Origin of the sequence: Planomonospora sp. ID91781, from assembly GCF_015711595.1 — a bacterium.
GTDB classification, from domain to species: Bacteria; Actinomycetota; Actinomycetes; order Streptosporangiales; family Streptosporangiaceae; genus Planomonospora; species Planomonospora parontospora.
Window position 1 is genome coordinate 151,915 of the sequence record NZ_JABTEY010000001.1, and the last position, 16,151, is coordinate 168,065.

Consider the following 16,151-nt stretch of genomic DNA (forward strand, 5'->3'; position numbering starts at 1 on the left):
TCTGAGGCCCGGGGCTTCCTCCGGAGGACCTGGTGAGGTTTCTGGCCGCCCTCGTCGCCGCGGTGACGCTCCCCGTGCTCCCCGCCCTCCCCGCCCTTCCGGTGCTCCCCGCCGCCGGACACCTGTCCGCGTCCGCCTGCGCCGACGCCGGCACCGGGGACCCCGGCGGGGACTTCGACGGCGACGGGGTGGACGACGCCGTGGTCGGCGACCCCCTGGCGGACGTCGGTCCCCCGGAGGGCTCCGGGGGACCGGGGAGGGCCGACGGCGCCGGAGCCGTGCACGTGCTGTCGGGCGTGGCCGGGCAGGGCGGGGAGGGAGCGGTGGTGACCGCGCCCTCCCCCGCGGCGGGCGACGGCTTCGGCTGGTCGGTCCGGCTGGTCCACCTCGACGGCGACCGCTGCGCCGACCTGCTCGTCGGCGCGCCGTACACGGACGTGGCGGGGGTGCGGGACGCGGGCGCGGTCTACGCCGTGTACGGCGGGGGCGGGCGGGAGCCCGTCCGCCTGGTCGCCCCGGTCCCGGAGGCGGACGCCCACTTCGGCTGGTCCCTGGCCGGGCGCGGCCCCCTGGTCGCGGTCGGGGCGCCGCACGAGGACGCCGAGGGGGTGGCCGACTCCGGTGCGGTCTATCTGTTCGAGACGTCCGCGCTCGGCACCGCCCGGCGGCTCTCCCAGAACACCGAGGGGGTCACCGGCAACGGCGAGGCCGGGGACATGTTCGGCTGGGCCGTGGAGCTCGGCAGGCTGGGCGGGGACGCCGGGGAGCCCGACCTCGCGGTCGGCCTGCCGTACGAGAACGACGACGGGCAGGGCGTGCAGGCCGGTGAGGGGAACCTCGACTCGGGCGCGGTGACCGTCCTGTTCGACGTGCGGGCCAGGACCGGTGCGCAGTCGTCCAGGAAGTGGGACCTCCGCGAGGTCCTGGACGCCGACGCGGGTGACCGGTTCGGTTACGCCCTCGCCTACGCCGAGCAGGGCGACACGTCCTATCTCGCGGTGGGCGCCCCGCTCGGCGACGGCGGCTCGGTGCGGGACTCCGGCCTGGTCCAGCTCTTCCAGGCGTCCAGCACGGCGGAGATCACGCCGGGTCCCGTGCTCAGCCGGGGCGCGGAGGGCTCCCCCGGCGGCGGGTACGGCTCCGCGCTGGCGTTCGCCTCCGGCGGGGACGTACGGCTGGCCGTGGGCGTGCCGTTCGACGGACCGGAGCAGCGGGGAGGCGTCCACCTGGTCCCGCCCGCCGATCCCGCCCGGTCCCGGATGGTGTCCGGGACCGCACCCGGCGGGCGCCTGGGCTGGTCGCTGGCCTCCGCCGGGAACAAGCTGGTCGCCGGCGCCCCGGACCACGGTCCCTCCGGGGCCGTGGCGCTGCTGGGCCGCAACGACGGGGCGGTCACCCTGCTCTCCCCCGGCGCGGGCCGGATCCCGGCCGTCACCGGCGGCGCCTCCGTCGACTTCGGCGCGGCGGCGGGCTGAGGATCACCGGGCCCCGCCGGGGATCCTCGGTCCCGGCGAGGTCTCCGGCCGGCCCGAGCGCACCGGACCCGCCGGGGCCGCGGACACCGTCAGGCCGCGGACCCGCGAAGGCCGCGGACACCGCCGGACGGTCACCGGGAGGTCACCAGGCGCCGAAGGCGGTCTCCCCGTTCGCGCTGACCGCGGCGGCGAGCTCGTCCGGCTCCATCCCCTTGACCTCGGCCAGGCAGCGCACGATCAGCGGGATGAGATAGGGCGCGTTCGGCTTGCCCCGGTGCGGGACCGGCGGCAGGTAGGGCGCGTCGGTCTCGACCAGGATCAGCTCCGCCGGGGCCACCGCCGCGGCCTCCCGCAGGTAGCCGGCGTTCTTGTAGGTCACCGGCCCGGAGAAGGACATGAAGTAGCCGGCCTCCGCGCACGCGGCGGCCATCTCCGCGTCACCGGAGTAGCTGTGGAAGACCACCACGTCGGGCGCGCCCGCCTCGGCGAGCACGCGCAGCACGTCGTCGTGGGCCTCCCTGTCGTGGATGACCAGGGCCTTCCCGGTCCGTTTGGCGATCTCTATGTGCGCCCGGAAGCTCGCGTGCTGGTCGTCCTTGGACGCCCAGTCGCGGTAGTAGTCGAGCCCGGTCTCGCCGACGGCCCTGACCTGCGGCTCCCTCGCCAGTTCCTCGATCTCCGCGAGGACCTCCGGGGTCGAGGCGTGCGCCTCGTTGGGGTGGATCGCCACCCCGGCGTAGACGTCGCGGTGGAGCCGGGCGACGTCGGCGTTCCACCGGGACGAGGCGAGGTCGTAGCCGATCGTGATCAGCCGGGTCACCCCGACCGCCCGCGCCTCCTCGACGATCCGCTCCACGCTCGCCTCGGCCGCCTGCGCGGCCTGGGCGACCGGGTCCCCCGAGGACGCCTGGCGGTTGCCCACCATGATGTCGAGGTGGCAGTGGCTGTCGAACACTTCGCCGGTCAACGGCTCCGGCGCGGAGGGCATCGTGGTCACCCCGCCCAACCTACCGCCCGGAGATCGGCGGTCCCGTCCCGAGGGAGGCCTGCGGTCCGTCCCGGGGAAGCCTGCGGCCGCGCCTCCGGCGGCTCGGTCGGCCGCACGGCGGCGCCGGTCACCGGTTGCCGCCGGGCTTGGGCAGGGGCCTGGGCCGCGGCACCGAACGCGGCCGGGGGACCTGCCGCCGGTGCGCCGGCCGTGCCGGGAACGGGGTCGGCCCGGCGACCGGCGAGTGGACCGCGACCGGGGCGGCGGCAGCGGCCGGAGCGGCGGGCACGACCGGAGCGGCGGCCGCGGCCGCCGGGGCGAAGGAGACCCTGGTGGTGATGGCGACCGGGGCGGTGGGGGTGACCGGGGCGGTGAGCTGAACTCGCATCTCTGTTCCTCTTCTTTCCACTACATATTTAGTACTCTGCTTGGAGTGATTAGAATGTAGTACTACGCTTAAAGTGGTGTCAACACCGAACTCCAGGGAGAGAACGTGATGCGGCAGAACCCGGCACGGCGGGCGGCCCTCCTCGACGCGGCCATCGAGGTCCTGGCCCGCGAGGGGGCGCGCGGCCTGACCTTCCGCGCCGTCGACACGGAGGCGAAGGTGCCCAACGGCACGGCCTCCAACTACTTCACCAACCGCGACGACCTGCTCACCCAGGTCGGTCACCGCTTCTACGAGCGCCTGACGCCCGATCCCGGCATGCTGGCGGCCTCGATGGAGGGGCCGCGCGACCGCGACCACGTCACCCGCCTCATGCACGACCTGGTGGAGCGCATCAGCGACTTCCGCTCCGGCTACCTGGCCCTGCTGGAGCTGCGGCTGGAGGCCACCCGCCGCCCGGAGCTGCGCCGCCTGCTCACCGAGCGCGTCCGCGCCGACCTCGACTTCAACGTCGACAACCACCTGCGGTCCGGCATGCCGGGTGACGAGACCACCGTGGTCCTGCTCTATCTGGCGCTGAACTGGCTGATCGTGGAGCGGCTCACCCTGCCCGACGTCTTTCCCGCCGACCGGATCCACACCCTGGTCACCGACGTGGTCGAACGCGTCCTGCCCGGCCCCGGCCGCCCGGACTGAGGCCGGAGCCCGGGGCGGAGCGGGTCACCCGGCGGTCCCGGGGGCGGGCACGGCGCGTTCGGCGGCGCGGCTGACCCGCTCCCAGCCGGCCCAGGTCTCCATCCGCCGCCGGGAGACGTCGAAGGCCAGGTCGTAGGCCATGCCGCCGAGCAGCAGCCGGAGCGGCGGATCGTCGCTGTCGACCAGTTCCAGCACCGCCTCGGCGGCCAGGCGCGGCTCGCTGTCGACCGATCCCTCGGCCCACTGCTTCTCGATCTCGGCGCGGAGCGGGCCGTACGGCTCGGCGGGCGCGGTCATGGCCATGCCGGCGTAGAGATCGGTCCAGTAGCCGCCGGGCTGCACGATGGTGAGCTTGACACCGAAGCCCGCGGCCTCCATCGCCAGCGCCTCGCTCATCCCCTCCAGCGCGAACTTGCTCGCGCTGTACATCCCGGTGGTCGGGAAGCCGCCGAGGGCGGCGACGCTGGAGATCTGCACGATGTGGCCGGAGCCCTGCGCGCGCAGGTGCGGCAGTACGGCCTGGCAGACCCAGAGCGCCCCGAAGAGGTTGACCTCGAACTGGGCGCGGGCCTCGGCCTCGGTGAACTCCTCGACCATCCCCGAGGACATGGTCCCGGCGTTGTTGACCACGACGTCCAGCCGGCCGAAGTGCTCGGCGGCCGCGTCCACGGCGGCGAAGACCGCGTCGCGGTCGGTCACGTCGAGGGGAAGGGCCAGCAGCCGGTCACCGTACCGGTCGCCGAAGTCGTGCGCGGAGACGGTCCGGGCCGCGGCGGCCACCCTGTCGCCGCGCTCCAGCGCGGCCAGGGTGAACGCGCGGCCCAGGCCGCGGCTCGCGCCGGTGACGAACCAGGTGCGGGAGGGGGCGGTTCCCGGGGTGCGCATACGGATTCTCCGATCGTTCACTTGACGAGTCGAGACGGTCCGTCTCGCTCTATGGCGATGACGGTACCGAAGGCGGCTTCATCAAGTCAAGACGATCCGTCTCGTCTAGTTTTTGTTAGGTTGGGCCGCATGACGACGCAGCGCACGACCACCGCCAACGCGGCCCGCCGCAGCGAGACCTCCCGGCGGGCCATCCTCACCGCGGCGTTCGACCTGGCCGGTGAGGTCGGTTACGCCAGGCTCAGCATCGAGGGCATCGCGGCCCGGGCCGGCGTCGGCAAGCAGACGATCTACCGCTGGTGGCCCTCCAAGGGCGCGGTGCTCTTCGACGCCTTCCTCATGCTCAGCGAGGGAGCGGAGGGCGATCCCGCCCTGCCCGACACCGGGGACCTGGAGGCCGACCTGAAGACGGTCCTGCGCGCCACCGTCGCGGAGCTGAACGACCCGCGCTACGACGAGCCGATGCGCGCCCTGAACACCGAGATCGCCCACGACCCGGAACTGGCCGCCGCCTACGCCGAACACCTGGAGCGACCGATGCGGGAGCTGAAGAAGGAGCGGCTGCGCAGCGCCCAGCGGGCCGGGCAGCTCGCGGCGGACCTCGACCTCGACGTGGCCGTCGAGATGCTCTGGGGCCCGCTGCAGAACCGGTGGATGCAGCGCGGCGGACCGCTCACCCCCGAGTACGCCGACCGCGTCGTCGAGACGGCCCTGAACGGCCTGCTCCCCCGGCCCTGAACGGCCTGCCCCCCGCCCCCCCTGAGCCCGGCGTCCTCCAGCCTCTGAGCCCGGCCTCTCCGGCCCCGAGCACGGTGCCGCCGGCCCTTGAGCCCGGCGCCCCCGAAGACGAGCGGCCGCCCGGACCGCGACGGTCCGGGCGGCCGCGTACGACCGGGGCGTGCGGCTACTCGCCGAGGCGGGCGAGCTCCTCATCGACGATCTTCGGGTCGAGCTTGCGGAACAGCGGGGTCGGCGGGGCCAGCGGGGTGCCGGGCCTGATGGGGGCGGACTCCCAGCGGGCGGCGCCCTCGTAGGACCCGGTGATGACCGGGTAGCTCCGGCCGTCCTCGCCGACCTCCTTCATCTCCGGCATGCCCGACCAGACGCCGGTGCCGCCGAGCATCGCGTAGATCTTGTTGGAGGAGGTGGGCAGGAACGGGGTCAGCAGCGTCTTGGCGTCGTCGACGACCTGCAGGGCGACGTGCAGGATGGACTTGACCCGCTCGGGGTCGTCCTTGATCTTCCAGGGCTCCTGCTCCGCGAGGTATCTGTTCGCGTCGCGGACGACGTCGAACGCCTCGTTGACCGCGTTCTTGAACCGCGAGCGGTTCAGCTCCGCGCCCACCGGGCCGAAGGCCGCCCGGGACCTGTCCAGCAGGGCGCGGTCGGCGTCGGTGAGGTCGCCCGCCTCCGGGATCGCCCCGAAGTTCTTGGCGGCCATGGAGATCGAGCGGTTGACCAGGTTGCCCCAGGCCGCCACCAGCTCGCCGTTGTTCCGGTTGAGGAACTCCGACCAGGTGAAGTCGGTGTCCTGGTTCTCCGGCCCGGCCACCGCGATGTAGTAGCGCAGCGCGTCGGCGTCGTAGCGGGCCAGGAAGTCGCGGACGTAGATGACGACCTGGCGGGAGGAGGAGAACTTGCGCCCCTCCATGGTCAGGAACTCGCTGGAGACCACCTCGGAGGGCAGGTTCAGCGCGCCGAGCGAGCCGGCCGTGCCGCCGCGGGCGCCCTGGCCGTTGTAGCCGAGCAGCAGCGCCGGCCAGATCTCCGAGTGGAAGACGATGTTGTCCTTGCCCATGAAGTAGTAGCCGCGGGCGTCGGGGTTCTGCCACCACTGCCGCCAGGCGTCCGGGTCGCCGGAGCGGCGGGCCCACTCGATGGAGGCGCTGAGGTAGCCGATGACCGCGTCGAACCAGACGTAGAGCCGCTTGTTGGCCTGGTCGCTCCAGCCCTCCAGCGGGATCGGCACGCCCCAGTCGAGGTCGCGGGTGATCGCGCGGGGGTGCAGGTCGCCGAGGAGGTTGAGGGAGAACTTCAGCACGTTGGGCCGCCACTCGCCCTGCTTGGACTGCAGCCACGAGCCCAGCACCTCGGCGAAGGCGGGCAGGTCGAGCATGAAGTGCTCGGTCTCCACGAAGACCGGCGTCTCGCCGTTGATCCGGCTGACCGGGTTGATCAGCTCGATCGGGTCGAGCTGGTTGCCGCAGTTGTCGCACTGGTCGCCGCGGGCCCCGTCGTAGGAGCAGATCGGGCAGGTGCCCTCGATGTAGCGGTCGGGCAGGGTGCGGCCGGTGGAGGGCGAGATCGCCCCCATCGTGGTCTTGGGGAAGATGTAGCCGTTGGCGTGCAGGCCCTTGAAGATCTCCTGCGCCACCGCGTAGTGGTTGGCCGTGGTGGTCCGGGTGAACAGGTCGTAGGACAGGCCCAGGGCCGTGAGGTCCTCGGCGATCAGCCGGTTGTAGCGGTCGGCGACCTCGCGGACGCCCAGGCCCTCCTTGTCGGCCTGGACCTGGATGGGCGTGCCGTGCTCGTCGGTCCCGCTCACCATGAGGACCTTGTTGCCCGCCATCCGCTGGTAGCGGCTGAAGACGTCGGACGGCACGCCGAATCCGGAGACGTGCCCGATGTGGCGGGGGCCGTTGGCGTAGGGCCAGGCGACCGCGGTCAGGATGTGCTGGGACATGTTCTAAGCCTAGAGCCTGTCCTGTGAATCTTCCTCCCGGTTGGGCCCCGGTGCTCAGGCGGCGGGTCACGCCGTACCGCCGCCCGGCCGGGCCCCGGCGCCGGGGCCGCGGGTCACGCCGTGCCGCGGATCCTCCGCCCGAGCGGACCCCGGCGCCCCGGGCGGCGGGTCACGCCGTACCGCTGTCCGCGCCCGTCTCCACCGGGACGCCGCCGTCCGCGGTGCTCCCAACGCTCTCAGCGCTCCCGGCGGTCCCGGCGCGCTCCCGGCTGACCGCCTCGGCGGCCTCCTCCGCGGCGGAGGCCGCCACGTCGATGGGCGTCTCCTTGGTACGGCGGATGCCCAGGATGCTGATGAACAGCGCCGCGAAGATGGTCTGGAAGCTCATGATCAGCGCGGTGGCCGAGGGCACCACGATGCGCAGCGACTCGGACGGGATCAGCGGCCCGAAGCTGCGGGTCTGCCAGTGGACCAGCGAGGCGACCAGTCCGCCCAGCCCGGCCAGGGCCAGCAGGCCGCCGGCGATCAGGCCCTTCTCCAGGCTCACGATGTCGACGAGCTTGCGCACCCGCCGGTCCTCCGGCAGGAACCCCTCCTCGGCGGCGTACACCTTGGTGAACAGGGCGAACAGCACCGCCTGGAAGCCGATCACCAGCATGGCCGAGGCGCCGACGAGGGTGTCGACGTCGAAGGCGAGCTTGCCGATGTAGACCGGGCCGAAGGTCAGCAGGGTGCCCGCGACCAGGCCGAGGGTCATCATGACCAGGCCGGGGATGAAGAACAGCCAGCGCGGGCTGTAGAGCATCAGGAAGCGCAGGTGGCGCCAGCCGTCGCGCCAGGAGCGCAGGTGCGGGGGCCGGCTCCGCCCGTCCGGGGAGAGCGTGGTGGGCACCTCGCGCACGTCCAGCCCGGACAGCGTCGAGCGCACCACCATCTCGCTGGCGAACTCCATGCCGCCGGTCTGCAGGCCGAGCCTGAGGATGGAGTCGCGCCGGAACCCGCGCAGGCCGCAGTGGAAGTCGCCGATGGCGCTGGGGAAGAACAGCCGCCCGATGAAGGAGAGCACCGGGTTGCCGAGGTAGCGGTGGAGCGGCGGCATGGCGCCCGGCGCGATCCCGCCCTTGAAGCGGTTGCCCATCACCAGGTCGGCGCCGTCGCGCAGCTGCTCGACGAACGGCATCAGCGCGGTGAAGTCGTAGGAGTCGTCGGCGTCGCCCATGATGACGTACGTCCCGCGGGCGGCGCGGATGCCGCCGATGAGGGCGTTGCCGTACCCCTTGGCGTCCACGTGCACGACCCGCGCCCCGGCGTCCCGGGCCAGCTGCTGCGAGCCGTCGGTGCTCCCGTTGTCGGCTATCAGGACTTCGCCGTCGATCCCGTGTTCCCGCATGCAGGCCAGGGCCTTGCGTACGCAGGTCTCCACGGTCTCCGCCTCGTTGAGGCACGGCATGACCACGGTCAGTTCCACGTCTCGAACCCTTCAGTCACGGCACAGGCAATCCCACCATGATGCCCTCTCGTCCGGGTGCCCGCGTCGAGTCCGTCAAACGGCTGGCATTCTGTAATGCATGGTGACCGTCGCGGATCCTCCACCTCCGACCGGTGCGCGCGCCCGTCTCCGGGCGTTCCTGCACCGCCACCGCGTGTTCGCGGTGGTGCTGGCGGCGGCCTTCGCGCTGCGGGTGGTCACCATGCTCGGGTACGGCCCGGCGCTGTGGTTCAACGACTCCTACGAGTACGTCTCCGGAGCCGTCAACCCCGACAGACCCAGTGCCCTGCGGCCGAACGGTTATTCCTTCTGGCTGCTCCTGCTGCGGCCGTTCCACAGTTTCAGCCTGGTGGCGTTCACCCAGCACCTGATGGGCCTGGCCGTCGGCGTGCTGGTGTACGCCCTGCTGCGCCGGAGGTTCGCCCTGCCGGGGTGGGGGGCGGCGCTGGCCGCGGTGCCGGTGCTCTTCGACGCCTACCAGATCCAGCTCGAACACCTGATCATGTCCGACACCATGTTCATGCTGCTGGTGGTGGGCGTCATCACGCTCGTGCTCTGGCACCGGCGGATGACCTGGCCGATGGGGGCGTTGATCGGCCTGCTGCTCGCGCTCACCGCGCTGACCCGCTCGATCGGCCTGCCCATCCTCGCCCTGGTGGTGGTCTACCTGCTGGTCAAGCGGTCCGGGTGGAAGCCGGTCGCGGCCATGGTGACCGCGTGCGCGATCCCGGTGGCCGGCTACATGGCCTGGTTCGCCTCGGCGCACGGCAACGTCGCGATGACCAACAGCGACGGCGCGATCCTGTACATGCGGACCGCGATGTTCGCCGACTGCAGCAAGATGGAGATCGACAAGCGCAGGGAGCTGGAGCTCGCGCTGCTGTGCATCAGCGATCCGCCGGACAAGCGGCTCTTCGGGCAGATGTACCTGTGGTGGGCGCGCAACGGCCAGCGCTTCCACGCCTTCGGGGTGGGCACGACCTTCACCCCCGAGATGAACAAGACCGCCGGCGACTTCGCCAAGCGGGCGATCCTCTCCCAGCCCGGTGACTACCTCGCCGTCGTCGCCCGGGACTTCTTCCGCGCCTTCCGCTGGGACCGGCCGCGCTTCCCCGACGCCAACACCTACCGGCAGTACGAGTTCCTCCCGGAGAACAAGGTGCTGCCCGCCTGGTCCTCGCCCAAGGGCAGCACCACCGACCGGGACGCGCAGATCTACGACCCCGATCTGCCCACCGCGCAGATCGAGGGCAGGCTCCGGGTGATCGGCACCGACGTGCACGACCCGTGGGCCGCCTTCATGCAGGGCTACCAGCGGATCGTCCGGCTGCCCGGCATCGTGCTGGGCGCGCTGCTGCTGATCGGCCTGGGCGGGGTGGCGGTGCGCTGGCGCACGCTGGGCGGGCCGGTGCTGCTGCCGTGGCTGGCCGCCTTCGGGCTCATCCTGGCCCCGGCGGCGACCGCCGAGTTCGACTACCGCTACCTGCTGCCCGCGGTGCCGCTGGCCTGCCTCGCCGCGGCGATCACCCTGGCCCGGCGTCAGCCGGGCTTGATCCAGTCCCCGGTGAGCATCCGCGACGACCAGTCCTCGTACGGGATGACCTCGCCGGTCAGCACCGGGTAGAGCCACCAGAGGTTGGCCAGCGCGAGCAGCGCGAACGTCCCGGTCAGCGCGGCTCCCAGCGCCCTGCGGTTGAGCGGGGCGCGCGCCGGGCCGATGACGAGTCCGGCGGCCAGGACGAGGGCCAGGATCATGAACGGGACCATGGGGATGGCGTAGAACATGAACATGGTGCGGTTGTCGGCCAGGGCGTAGTAGAACCAGGGCAGCCAGCCGGCGGCGTAGGCCAGGAGCACGGCTCCGGCGCGCCAGTCGCGGGTGGCGACGTACCAGGCGACCATGGCGACGAGCGCGGCCAGCCCGCCGTACCAGATGACCGGCGTGCCGACGCCCAGGACCTCCTGCGCGCAGCTCCCCCCGCCGCACCCGCTCGCGGGGGTCTTCCAGTGGAACACGACCGGGCGCAGCAGCAGCGGCCACTCCCACGGCTCGGACTGGTAGTCGTGGTGCTTCGCCAGCCCGGTGTGGAAGCCGAGGACCTGGAAGTGGTAGGCCAGCCAGGAGCGGACGGAGTCGAAGACGAAGTAGTAGGGGCCCTGGGAGGTGGCCTGGGTCCAGTTGCGGCCCCAGCCGCCGGCGGAGGCGAACCAGCCGGTCCAGGAGGCCAGGTAGGTCAGGGCCGGGGCGGCGGCGAGGGCGGTCAGGGCGGTGGGCAGGTCGCGCATGAAGGCGCCGCTGTAGGGGCGGCGCAGGCCGACGGCGCGGCGGGCGCCGGCGTCCCACAGCAGGGTCAGGATCGTGAAGGCGGCCAGGAAGAAGATGCCGGACCATTTGACGGCGCAGGCGGCGCCGAGCATGGTGCCGGCGGCCAGGCGCCAGGGGCGCCAGCCGAGCCAGGGGCCCTGGTCGGTGAGGGGGGAGGTCTCGTACCAGGTGGCGAGGCGGGCGCGGGTGTGGTCGCGGTCGGTGACCAGGCAGGCGAAGCCGGCCAGGACGAAGAGCATGAGGAAGATGTCGAGCAGGGCGGTGCGGGACAGGACCAGGTGCAGGCCGTCGAGGGCGAGCAGGAGTCCGGCCAGGCAGCCGAGGAGGGTGGAGCGGGTCATGCGGCGGGCGGTGCGGGCGAGGATGAGGATGGAGATGACGCCTGCGGCGGCGGTGGCGAAGCGCCAGCCGAAGGGGGTCATGCCGAACAGGTGCTCGCCGGTGGCGATCAGCCACTTACCCAGCGGCGGATGCGCCACGTAGAGCGGGCAGGGGTCGGCGTCCGCGGGCACGCACGTCTCCCAGATCCGCGTGTCCCCGGCGATGAGCATCCGGTCGGCGACCTGGTCCTCGACGCTGCCCAGGGCCTTGCGCTCCACGCCGAAGTTGAGCAGCGCGAACGCGTCCTTGGCGTAGTAGGTCTCGTCGAAGACGACCGCGTTGGGGCGGCCCAGGTCGACGAAGCGCAGGACCGCGCCGAACGCCGCCACCAGCAGCGGGCCGATCCAGCCCCACAGGACGCCTCCCGGCATGGGCGGCACCAGCCGGTCACGCGTTGATCCCATTCAGGAGATTATGGTGATGAATCAGGCCCGATGCACAGCGTCGTAAAGGTCACGTTTGGGGATGCCCGTGTGATCAGGCCCGATGGACGGCGTCGTAGAGATCGCGTTTGGGGATGCCCGCGGCTTTGGCGACGTCCACGATCGCGTGCTTCCTCGGCACGCCGGCCTCCTCGCGCCGGGCGACCTCGGCGACCAGGTCCTCGATGACCGGTTCCAGGGCCTCCTGGACGTGCCCGGCGACGACGACGGTGATCTCGCCCTTGACCCCCTGCGCGGCCCACTCGGCGAGCTCGCCCAGGCCGCCGCGCCGTACCTCCTCGTAGGTCTTGGTGAGCTCCCGGCAGACCGCGGCGGGCCGGTCGGCCCCGAACGCCTCGGCCATCGCCGCCAGCGAGGCCGCCAGCCGGTGCGGCGCCTCGAAGAACACCATCGTGCGCTCCTCGGCGGCCAGGGCGGCCAGCCGGCGCGTCCGCTCGCCCTGCTTGCGCGGCGGGAACCCCTCGAAGCAGAACCGGTCGCTGGGCAGGCCGGAGATGGCCAGGGCCGTGGTGACCGCGGAGGGGCCGGGCAGCGAGGTGACCGTGATCCCGGCGTCGACGGCCAGGCGGGTGAGGCGGTAGCCGGGGTCGGAGACCCCCGGCATGCCCGCGTCGGTGACGACCAGCACGGTGTAGCCGGCCTGGAGCACCTCCAGCAGCTCGGCGGCCCGCGCGACCTCGTTGGCGTCGTAGTAGGAGACGATCCGGCCGCCGATCTCCGCGCCCAGGTCCGAGGCCAGCCGGCGCAGCCGCCGGGTGTCCTCCGCCGCGACCACGTCGGCCGTCTCCAGTGCCTCGCGGAGGCGCGGCGAGACGTCGCCCGCCTGCCCGATCGGAGCCCCCGCCAGCACCAGCCTGCCGTTGTCCGTCACCCTTCCATCTTCTCCCATCCCGCCCACCGCTCCCGCCTCCGCCCGCCGTTCCCGCCCCCGGTCCGCCCCGTCCGGTCCCCTCCCGTCACGCCTCCGATCCGCTCGTCCCCGCCCGCCGTTCCCGGCCCCGGTCCGCCCCGTCCGGAGCATTTCGGGAGGCCGGGGAGCCGGGGACGACAGCGGAGAACACGGTTCCGCCGTGGAGAAGCTCCCCGGTTGGGTACGTACGGGATGTTTCTTGAGGTGCACGGGTGACGAGGCCCGTACGATGTCCGGGTGGCCGTGACCGATTTCCCTGAGCAGGTGTCCGAGCAGCCGGAGCCCCGGCCGGGCGGCCGACCGGAGGACTCCGTACGCGACCGGCTGGTGCCGCCCATGCCGGGGAGCGTCCTGTGGGGCTGGATCGGCCCGCTGCTGGTGGCGGCGTTCGGTGCGGTCCTGCGCTTCGTGAACCTGGGCCGCCCCAACGCGGTCATGTTCGACGAGACCTACTACGCTAAGGACGGCTTCGCGCTGCTCAACTTCGGCGCCGAGCGGAACGCCGTCAAGGACGCCGACAAGCTCCTCATGCAGGGCAACACGGCGATCTGGGAGCAGTGCGCCCCGGCCGAGCTGGACAAGTGCGCGTCGTACGTCGTCCATCCGCCGCTGGGCAAGTGGCTGATCGCCACCGGCGAGCACCTGTTCGGCATGACCCCCTTCGGCTGGCGCTTCGCCACCGCCGCCGCAGGCGTCATCTCCATCCTCATCCTCGCCCGCACCGCCCGCCGCATGACCCGCTCCACCCTCCTCGGCTGCCTGGCCGGACTCCTGCTCGCCCTCGACGGCCTGCACCTGGTCCTGTCCCGCACCGCCCTGCTCGACATCTTCCTCATGCTCTTCGTCCTGGCCGGCTTCGCCTGCCTGGTCACCGACCGCGACCACACCCGCGCCCGCCTCGCCACCTGGTACGAGACCTCCCCCCTCACCGACCAGGGCCCCTGGCTCGGCTGGCGCCCCTGGCGCCTGGCCGCCGGCACCATGCTCGGCGCCGCCTGCGCCGTCAAATGGTCCGGCATCTTCTTCCTGGCCGCCTTCACGATCCTGACCCTGCTGTGGGACGCCGGCGCCCGCCGCGCCGTCGGCCTGCGCCGCCCCTACAGCGGCGCCTTCATGCGCGACCTGCCCACCGCCCTGACCGCCCTCGCCGCCGCCCCGGCCCTGACCTACCTGGCCTCCTGGACCGGCTGGTTCGCCTCCGCCGGCGGCTGGGGCCGCAACTGGACCCAGGCCACCTCCCAGGGCCCCTACTACTTCGTCTTCGACTCCGTCCGCTCCTGGCTGGCCTACCACTTCCAGGTCCTCGGCTTCCACACCGGGCTGACCACCCCGCACAACTACCAGTCCGAGCCGTGGGAGTGGCCGCTGCTGCTGCGCCCGGTCGCCTTCTTCTACGAGACGGCCAAACCCGGCTGCGGCGACCCCAGCGGCTGCTCCCAGGCCGTGCTCGGCGTCGGCACGCCGGTCATCTGGTACGGCGGGCTGGCCGCGCTCGTCGCCATGGTCGCCTGGTACGTCGCCACCCGCGACTGGCGCGCCGGAGCCGTGCTCCTGGCCTACGCCGCCGGCTGGCTGCCCTGGTTCTACTACGCCCTGGCCGACAACCGCACCATGTTCATGTTCTACGCCATCCCCATGGTCCCGTTCATGATCCTGGCCCTCGTCCTGGCCGCCGGACTCGTCATCGGCCCGGTGCACGCCCCGCCGAAGCAGCGCATGCTCGGCGTGCGGATCGCCGGGGCGTTCGTGCCGCTCACCCAGCCCAGGCGCATGATCGGCGCGGGAATCGTCGGGGCGTTCGTGCTGCTCGCCCTGCTCAATTTCTGGTACCTCTATCCCGTGCTCACCGCGGAGAGCATCCCGTACGCCGAGTGGCACGCGAGGATGTTCTTCCAGAGGTGGATCTGACCGTCCACATACGAGTTGCTTAGAGCTGATTTCGTAGGGTGGGCGACGTGCACGATCCACTACGTCACGTTCATCGTCAGGGCAGGCCGTCATACGGCAGACTTCGAGGCATGCCTGCACCGGACGTGGCCGCGCTCCTCGCCGATCTCGAACGGTCCGACCCCGACTGCGCCGAGGACGCCCGCGGTGCGATCGAGTGGCTGAGCGGCGGCGAGCCGCTGGAGACGATCACCGAGCTCGCCGTCTGCGAGTTCCTCTGGTACACGCTGCCCACCAAGGTCTCCGGCGACCGGCCGGCGACGGCCCGCGCGCTGGGCCGGCTGCTCCGCCTGGGCGGGCTGGAGCGCTACGCGGCGCTGTGCTCCTCCCCCGTCACCGCGCAGATCCTGCGCACCTACGCCCGGGCCGGCGAGGACGCCGGGATCGCCGCCTACCAGGCGGCGCTGGACGCCCGCGGGGTGCTCCCGCCCGACGTGCCGGAGCTGCGGTGGAGCTCGATCATGGGGCCGGAGGAGCTGGGCGCCCACGGCGCCTGCTCGGCCGCCCTGGAGCTGGCCATCGTCTCGGGTGAACTCGCACCCGGCTCCACCCGCGACCGCAAGGCCCTGACCCGCCGCTGGCTGACCACTCCCCGGGCCGAGCTGGGCGGGGACAACTGGCTGCACCGGGTGCAGGGTGAGCGGCTGAACCGGTGGGTGCTGGGCCGGGGGGCGGCCTGGCGCGAGCTGGCTCAGCCCTTCGAGGTCCGCCTGCACGCCCCGATCCCGGCTCCGGCCGGGGAACACCTGGCGGCGCTGCGCTGGCTGCTGCGCCGGGGCGGGGAGCCCGGAGGGGTCCCGCTCGTCCCGGACCCGCCGGACTCGGAGGACGTGAAGGGTCCGGCGGACACGAAGGGACCGACGGACTCGGCGGGTCCGGCGGACTCCGCGGACACGAAGGGCCCGGAAGGTCCGGAAGGTCCGGGAGGCCCCGTCGTCGTGCCCGCCGTGCTCGCGGCGCCCTCGGGGACGCCGGGCCGCTGGGGCGGCGACGAACTGGCCGCGGCGGGGGAGGCCGCCCAGCGGATGGGCGCGCTGGACCGGGACGGCCGTGCCCTGGTGACCACCGCCGCCGGGCGGCGCCTGCTCGGCGACGCGGAGCTGCTCTGGGAGGCCGCGACGACCGCGCTGCTCTCGCCCGTCTCACACGAGCACGACCTCGGCGTCTCCGCCAGGGAGGTGGCGCTCATGCTCCTGGCCGACGGCCTGCCCGCCGACCGTGAGAGCGTGGCCTCCGTGATCGGTTGCGAGGAGGAGCGCCGGTCGGAGATCGACGCCTCCCTGGCCGGGCTGACCCGTCTCCTGGACGCGTTCGGCCTGCGGGCGGGGGGCGAGCTCACCTCGGCGGGCCGCGCCGCCGCGCTGGCGGCCCTGCGCGGCCACGCCCTGCGCCCCCGTCGGTACGTCAGCATGGGCTGAGCCGTTCCCCAGGTCCGGCCCGCTTTCTGTCCGACTATTTCTCCCCATAACGGGCAATAGCGGAACGTGCCCGAACCCACCTCCCACAACGGTGCTCCGCAGCCGGAGACGGCCCCGGACAC

General features: G+C 72.7%; 13 protein-coding genes. 6 read left to right on the forward strand and 7 right to left on the reverse strand.

The annotated features are described in order from the left end of the window. Nucleotides 1-32: 32 nt before the first annotated feature. Entirely contained in the window at nucleotides 33-1,475 is a 1,443-nt protein-coding gene (locus HS048_RS00665; RefSeq protein ID WP_196465806.1) for an FG-GAP repeat protein, read from the forward strand. Nucleotides 1,476-1,617: 142 nt separating this feature from the next. Here HS048_RS00665 and HS048_RS00670 read toward each other — a convergent pair whose 3' ends face one another. Next, nucleotides 1,618-2,463 (reverse strand): TatD family hydrolase, encoded by an 846-nt coding sequence (locus HS048_RS00670; protein ID WP_068901457.1) that lies wholly within the window; start codon nucleotides 2,461-2,463, stop codon nucleotides 1,618-1,620. A 127-nt stretch (nucleotides 2,464-2,590) separates the two neighbouring features. Beyond that, a complete protein-coding gene (locus HS048_RS00675; RefSeq protein ID WP_196465807.1) occupies nucleotides 2,591-2,851 on the reverse strand; it encodes a hypothetical protein in 261 nt (86 codons plus the stop codon). A 108-nt stretch (nucleotides 2,852-2,959) separates the two neighbouring features. Here HS048_RS00675 and HS048_RS00680 point away from each other — a divergent pair, with 108 nt between their 5' ends. Further along, nucleotides 2,960-3,547, forward strand: a complete 588-nt coding sequence (locus HS048_RS00680; RefSeq protein WP_196465808.1) for a TetR/AcrR family transcriptional regulator — start codon at nucleotides 2,960-2,962, stop codon at nucleotides 3,545-3,547. Nucleotides 3,548-3,571: 24 nt separating this feature from the next. Here HS048_RS00680 and HS048_RS00685 read toward each other — a convergent pair whose 3' ends face one another. Further along, nucleotides 3,572-4,432, reverse strand: a complete 861-nt coding sequence (locus tag HS048_RS00685; RefSeq protein WP_196465809.1) for an SDR family oxidoreductase — start codon at nucleotides 4,430-4,432, stop codon at nucleotides 3,572-3,574. 129 nt (nucleotides 4,433-4,561) lie between these two features. On the opposite strand from HS048_RS00685, the gene HS048_RS00690 reads away from it, so the two are divergent. After that, complete coding sequence (locus HS048_RS00690; RefSeq protein ID WP_196465810.1) at nucleotides 4,562-5,170, forward strand: TetR/AcrR family transcriptional regulator; 609 nt, start codon at nucleotides 4,562-4,564, stop codon at nucleotides 5,168-5,170. 166 nt (nucleotides 5,171-5,336) lie between these two features. Here the strand turns inward: HS048_RS00690 and metG are convergent, their stop codons facing one another. Beyond that, nucleotides 5,337-7,115: a methionine--tRNA ligase gene (gene metG, locus HS048_RS00695; protein WP_196465811.1), complete on the reverse strand. Its 1,779-nt coding sequence runs from the start codon at nucleotides 7,113-7,115 to the stop codon at nucleotides 5,337-5,339. A 169-nt stretch (nucleotides 7,116-7,284) separates the two neighbouring features. Further along, nucleotides 7,285-8,583: a glycosyltransferase gene (locus tag HS048_RS00700; RefSeq protein ID WP_307832326.1), complete on the reverse strand. Its 1,299-nt coding sequence runs from the start codon at nucleotides 8,581-8,583 to the stop codon at nucleotides 7,285-7,287. Between the two features lie 100 nt (nucleotides 8,584-8,683). Here HS048_RS00700 and HS048_RS00705 point away from each other — a divergent pair, with 100 nt between their 5' ends. Further along, nucleotides 8,684-10,228 carry a hypothetical protein gene (locus HS048_RS00705; RefSeq protein ID WP_084008787.1) on the forward strand — a complete coding sequence of 515 codons (1,545 nt, stop codon included), beginning with the start codon at nucleotides 8,684-8,686 and terminating at the stop codon, nucleotides 10,226-10,228. Here the strand turns inward: HS048_RS00705 and HS048_RS00710 are convergent. Together HS048_RS00710 and rsmI are read right to left on the reverse strand one after the other, a co-directional pair. After that, complete coding sequence (locus HS048_RS00710; protein WP_196465812.1) at nucleotides 10,144-11,715, reverse strand: dolichyl-phosphate-mannose--protein mannosyltransferase; 1,572 nt, start codon at nucleotides 11,713-11,715, stop codon at nucleotides 10,144-10,146. The two genes, HS048_RS00705 and HS048_RS00710, sit on opposite strands and share 85 nt — an antisense overlap. A 73-nt stretch (nucleotides 11,716-11,788) precedes the next feature. Further along, on the reverse strand, nucleotides 11,789-12,643 hold the full coding sequence (rsmI, locus tag HS048_RS00715; protein WP_196465813.1) for a 16S rRNA (cytidine(1402)-2'-O)-methyltransferase: 855 nt from the start codon (nucleotides 12,641-12,643) through the stop codon (nucleotides 11,789-11,791). Nucleotides 12,644-13,000: 357 nt separating this feature from the next. On the opposite strand from rsmI, the gene HS048_RS00720 reads away from it, so the two are divergent. Further along, on the forward strand, nucleotides 13,001-14,572 hold the full coding sequence (locus tag HS048_RS00720; protein WP_196467731.1) for a phospholipid carrier-dependent glycosyltransferase: 1,572 nt from the start codon (nucleotides 13,001-13,003) through the stop codon (nucleotides 14,570-14,572). A 110-nt stretch (nucleotides 14,573-14,682) separates the two neighbouring features. Beyond that, nucleotides 14,683-16,029: a hypothetical protein gene (locus HS048_RS36615; protein WP_230880676.1), complete on the forward strand. Its 1,347-nt coding sequence runs from the start codon at nucleotides 14,683-14,685 to the stop codon at nucleotides 16,027-16,029. Nucleotides 16,030-16,151 lie beyond the last annotated feature (122 nt).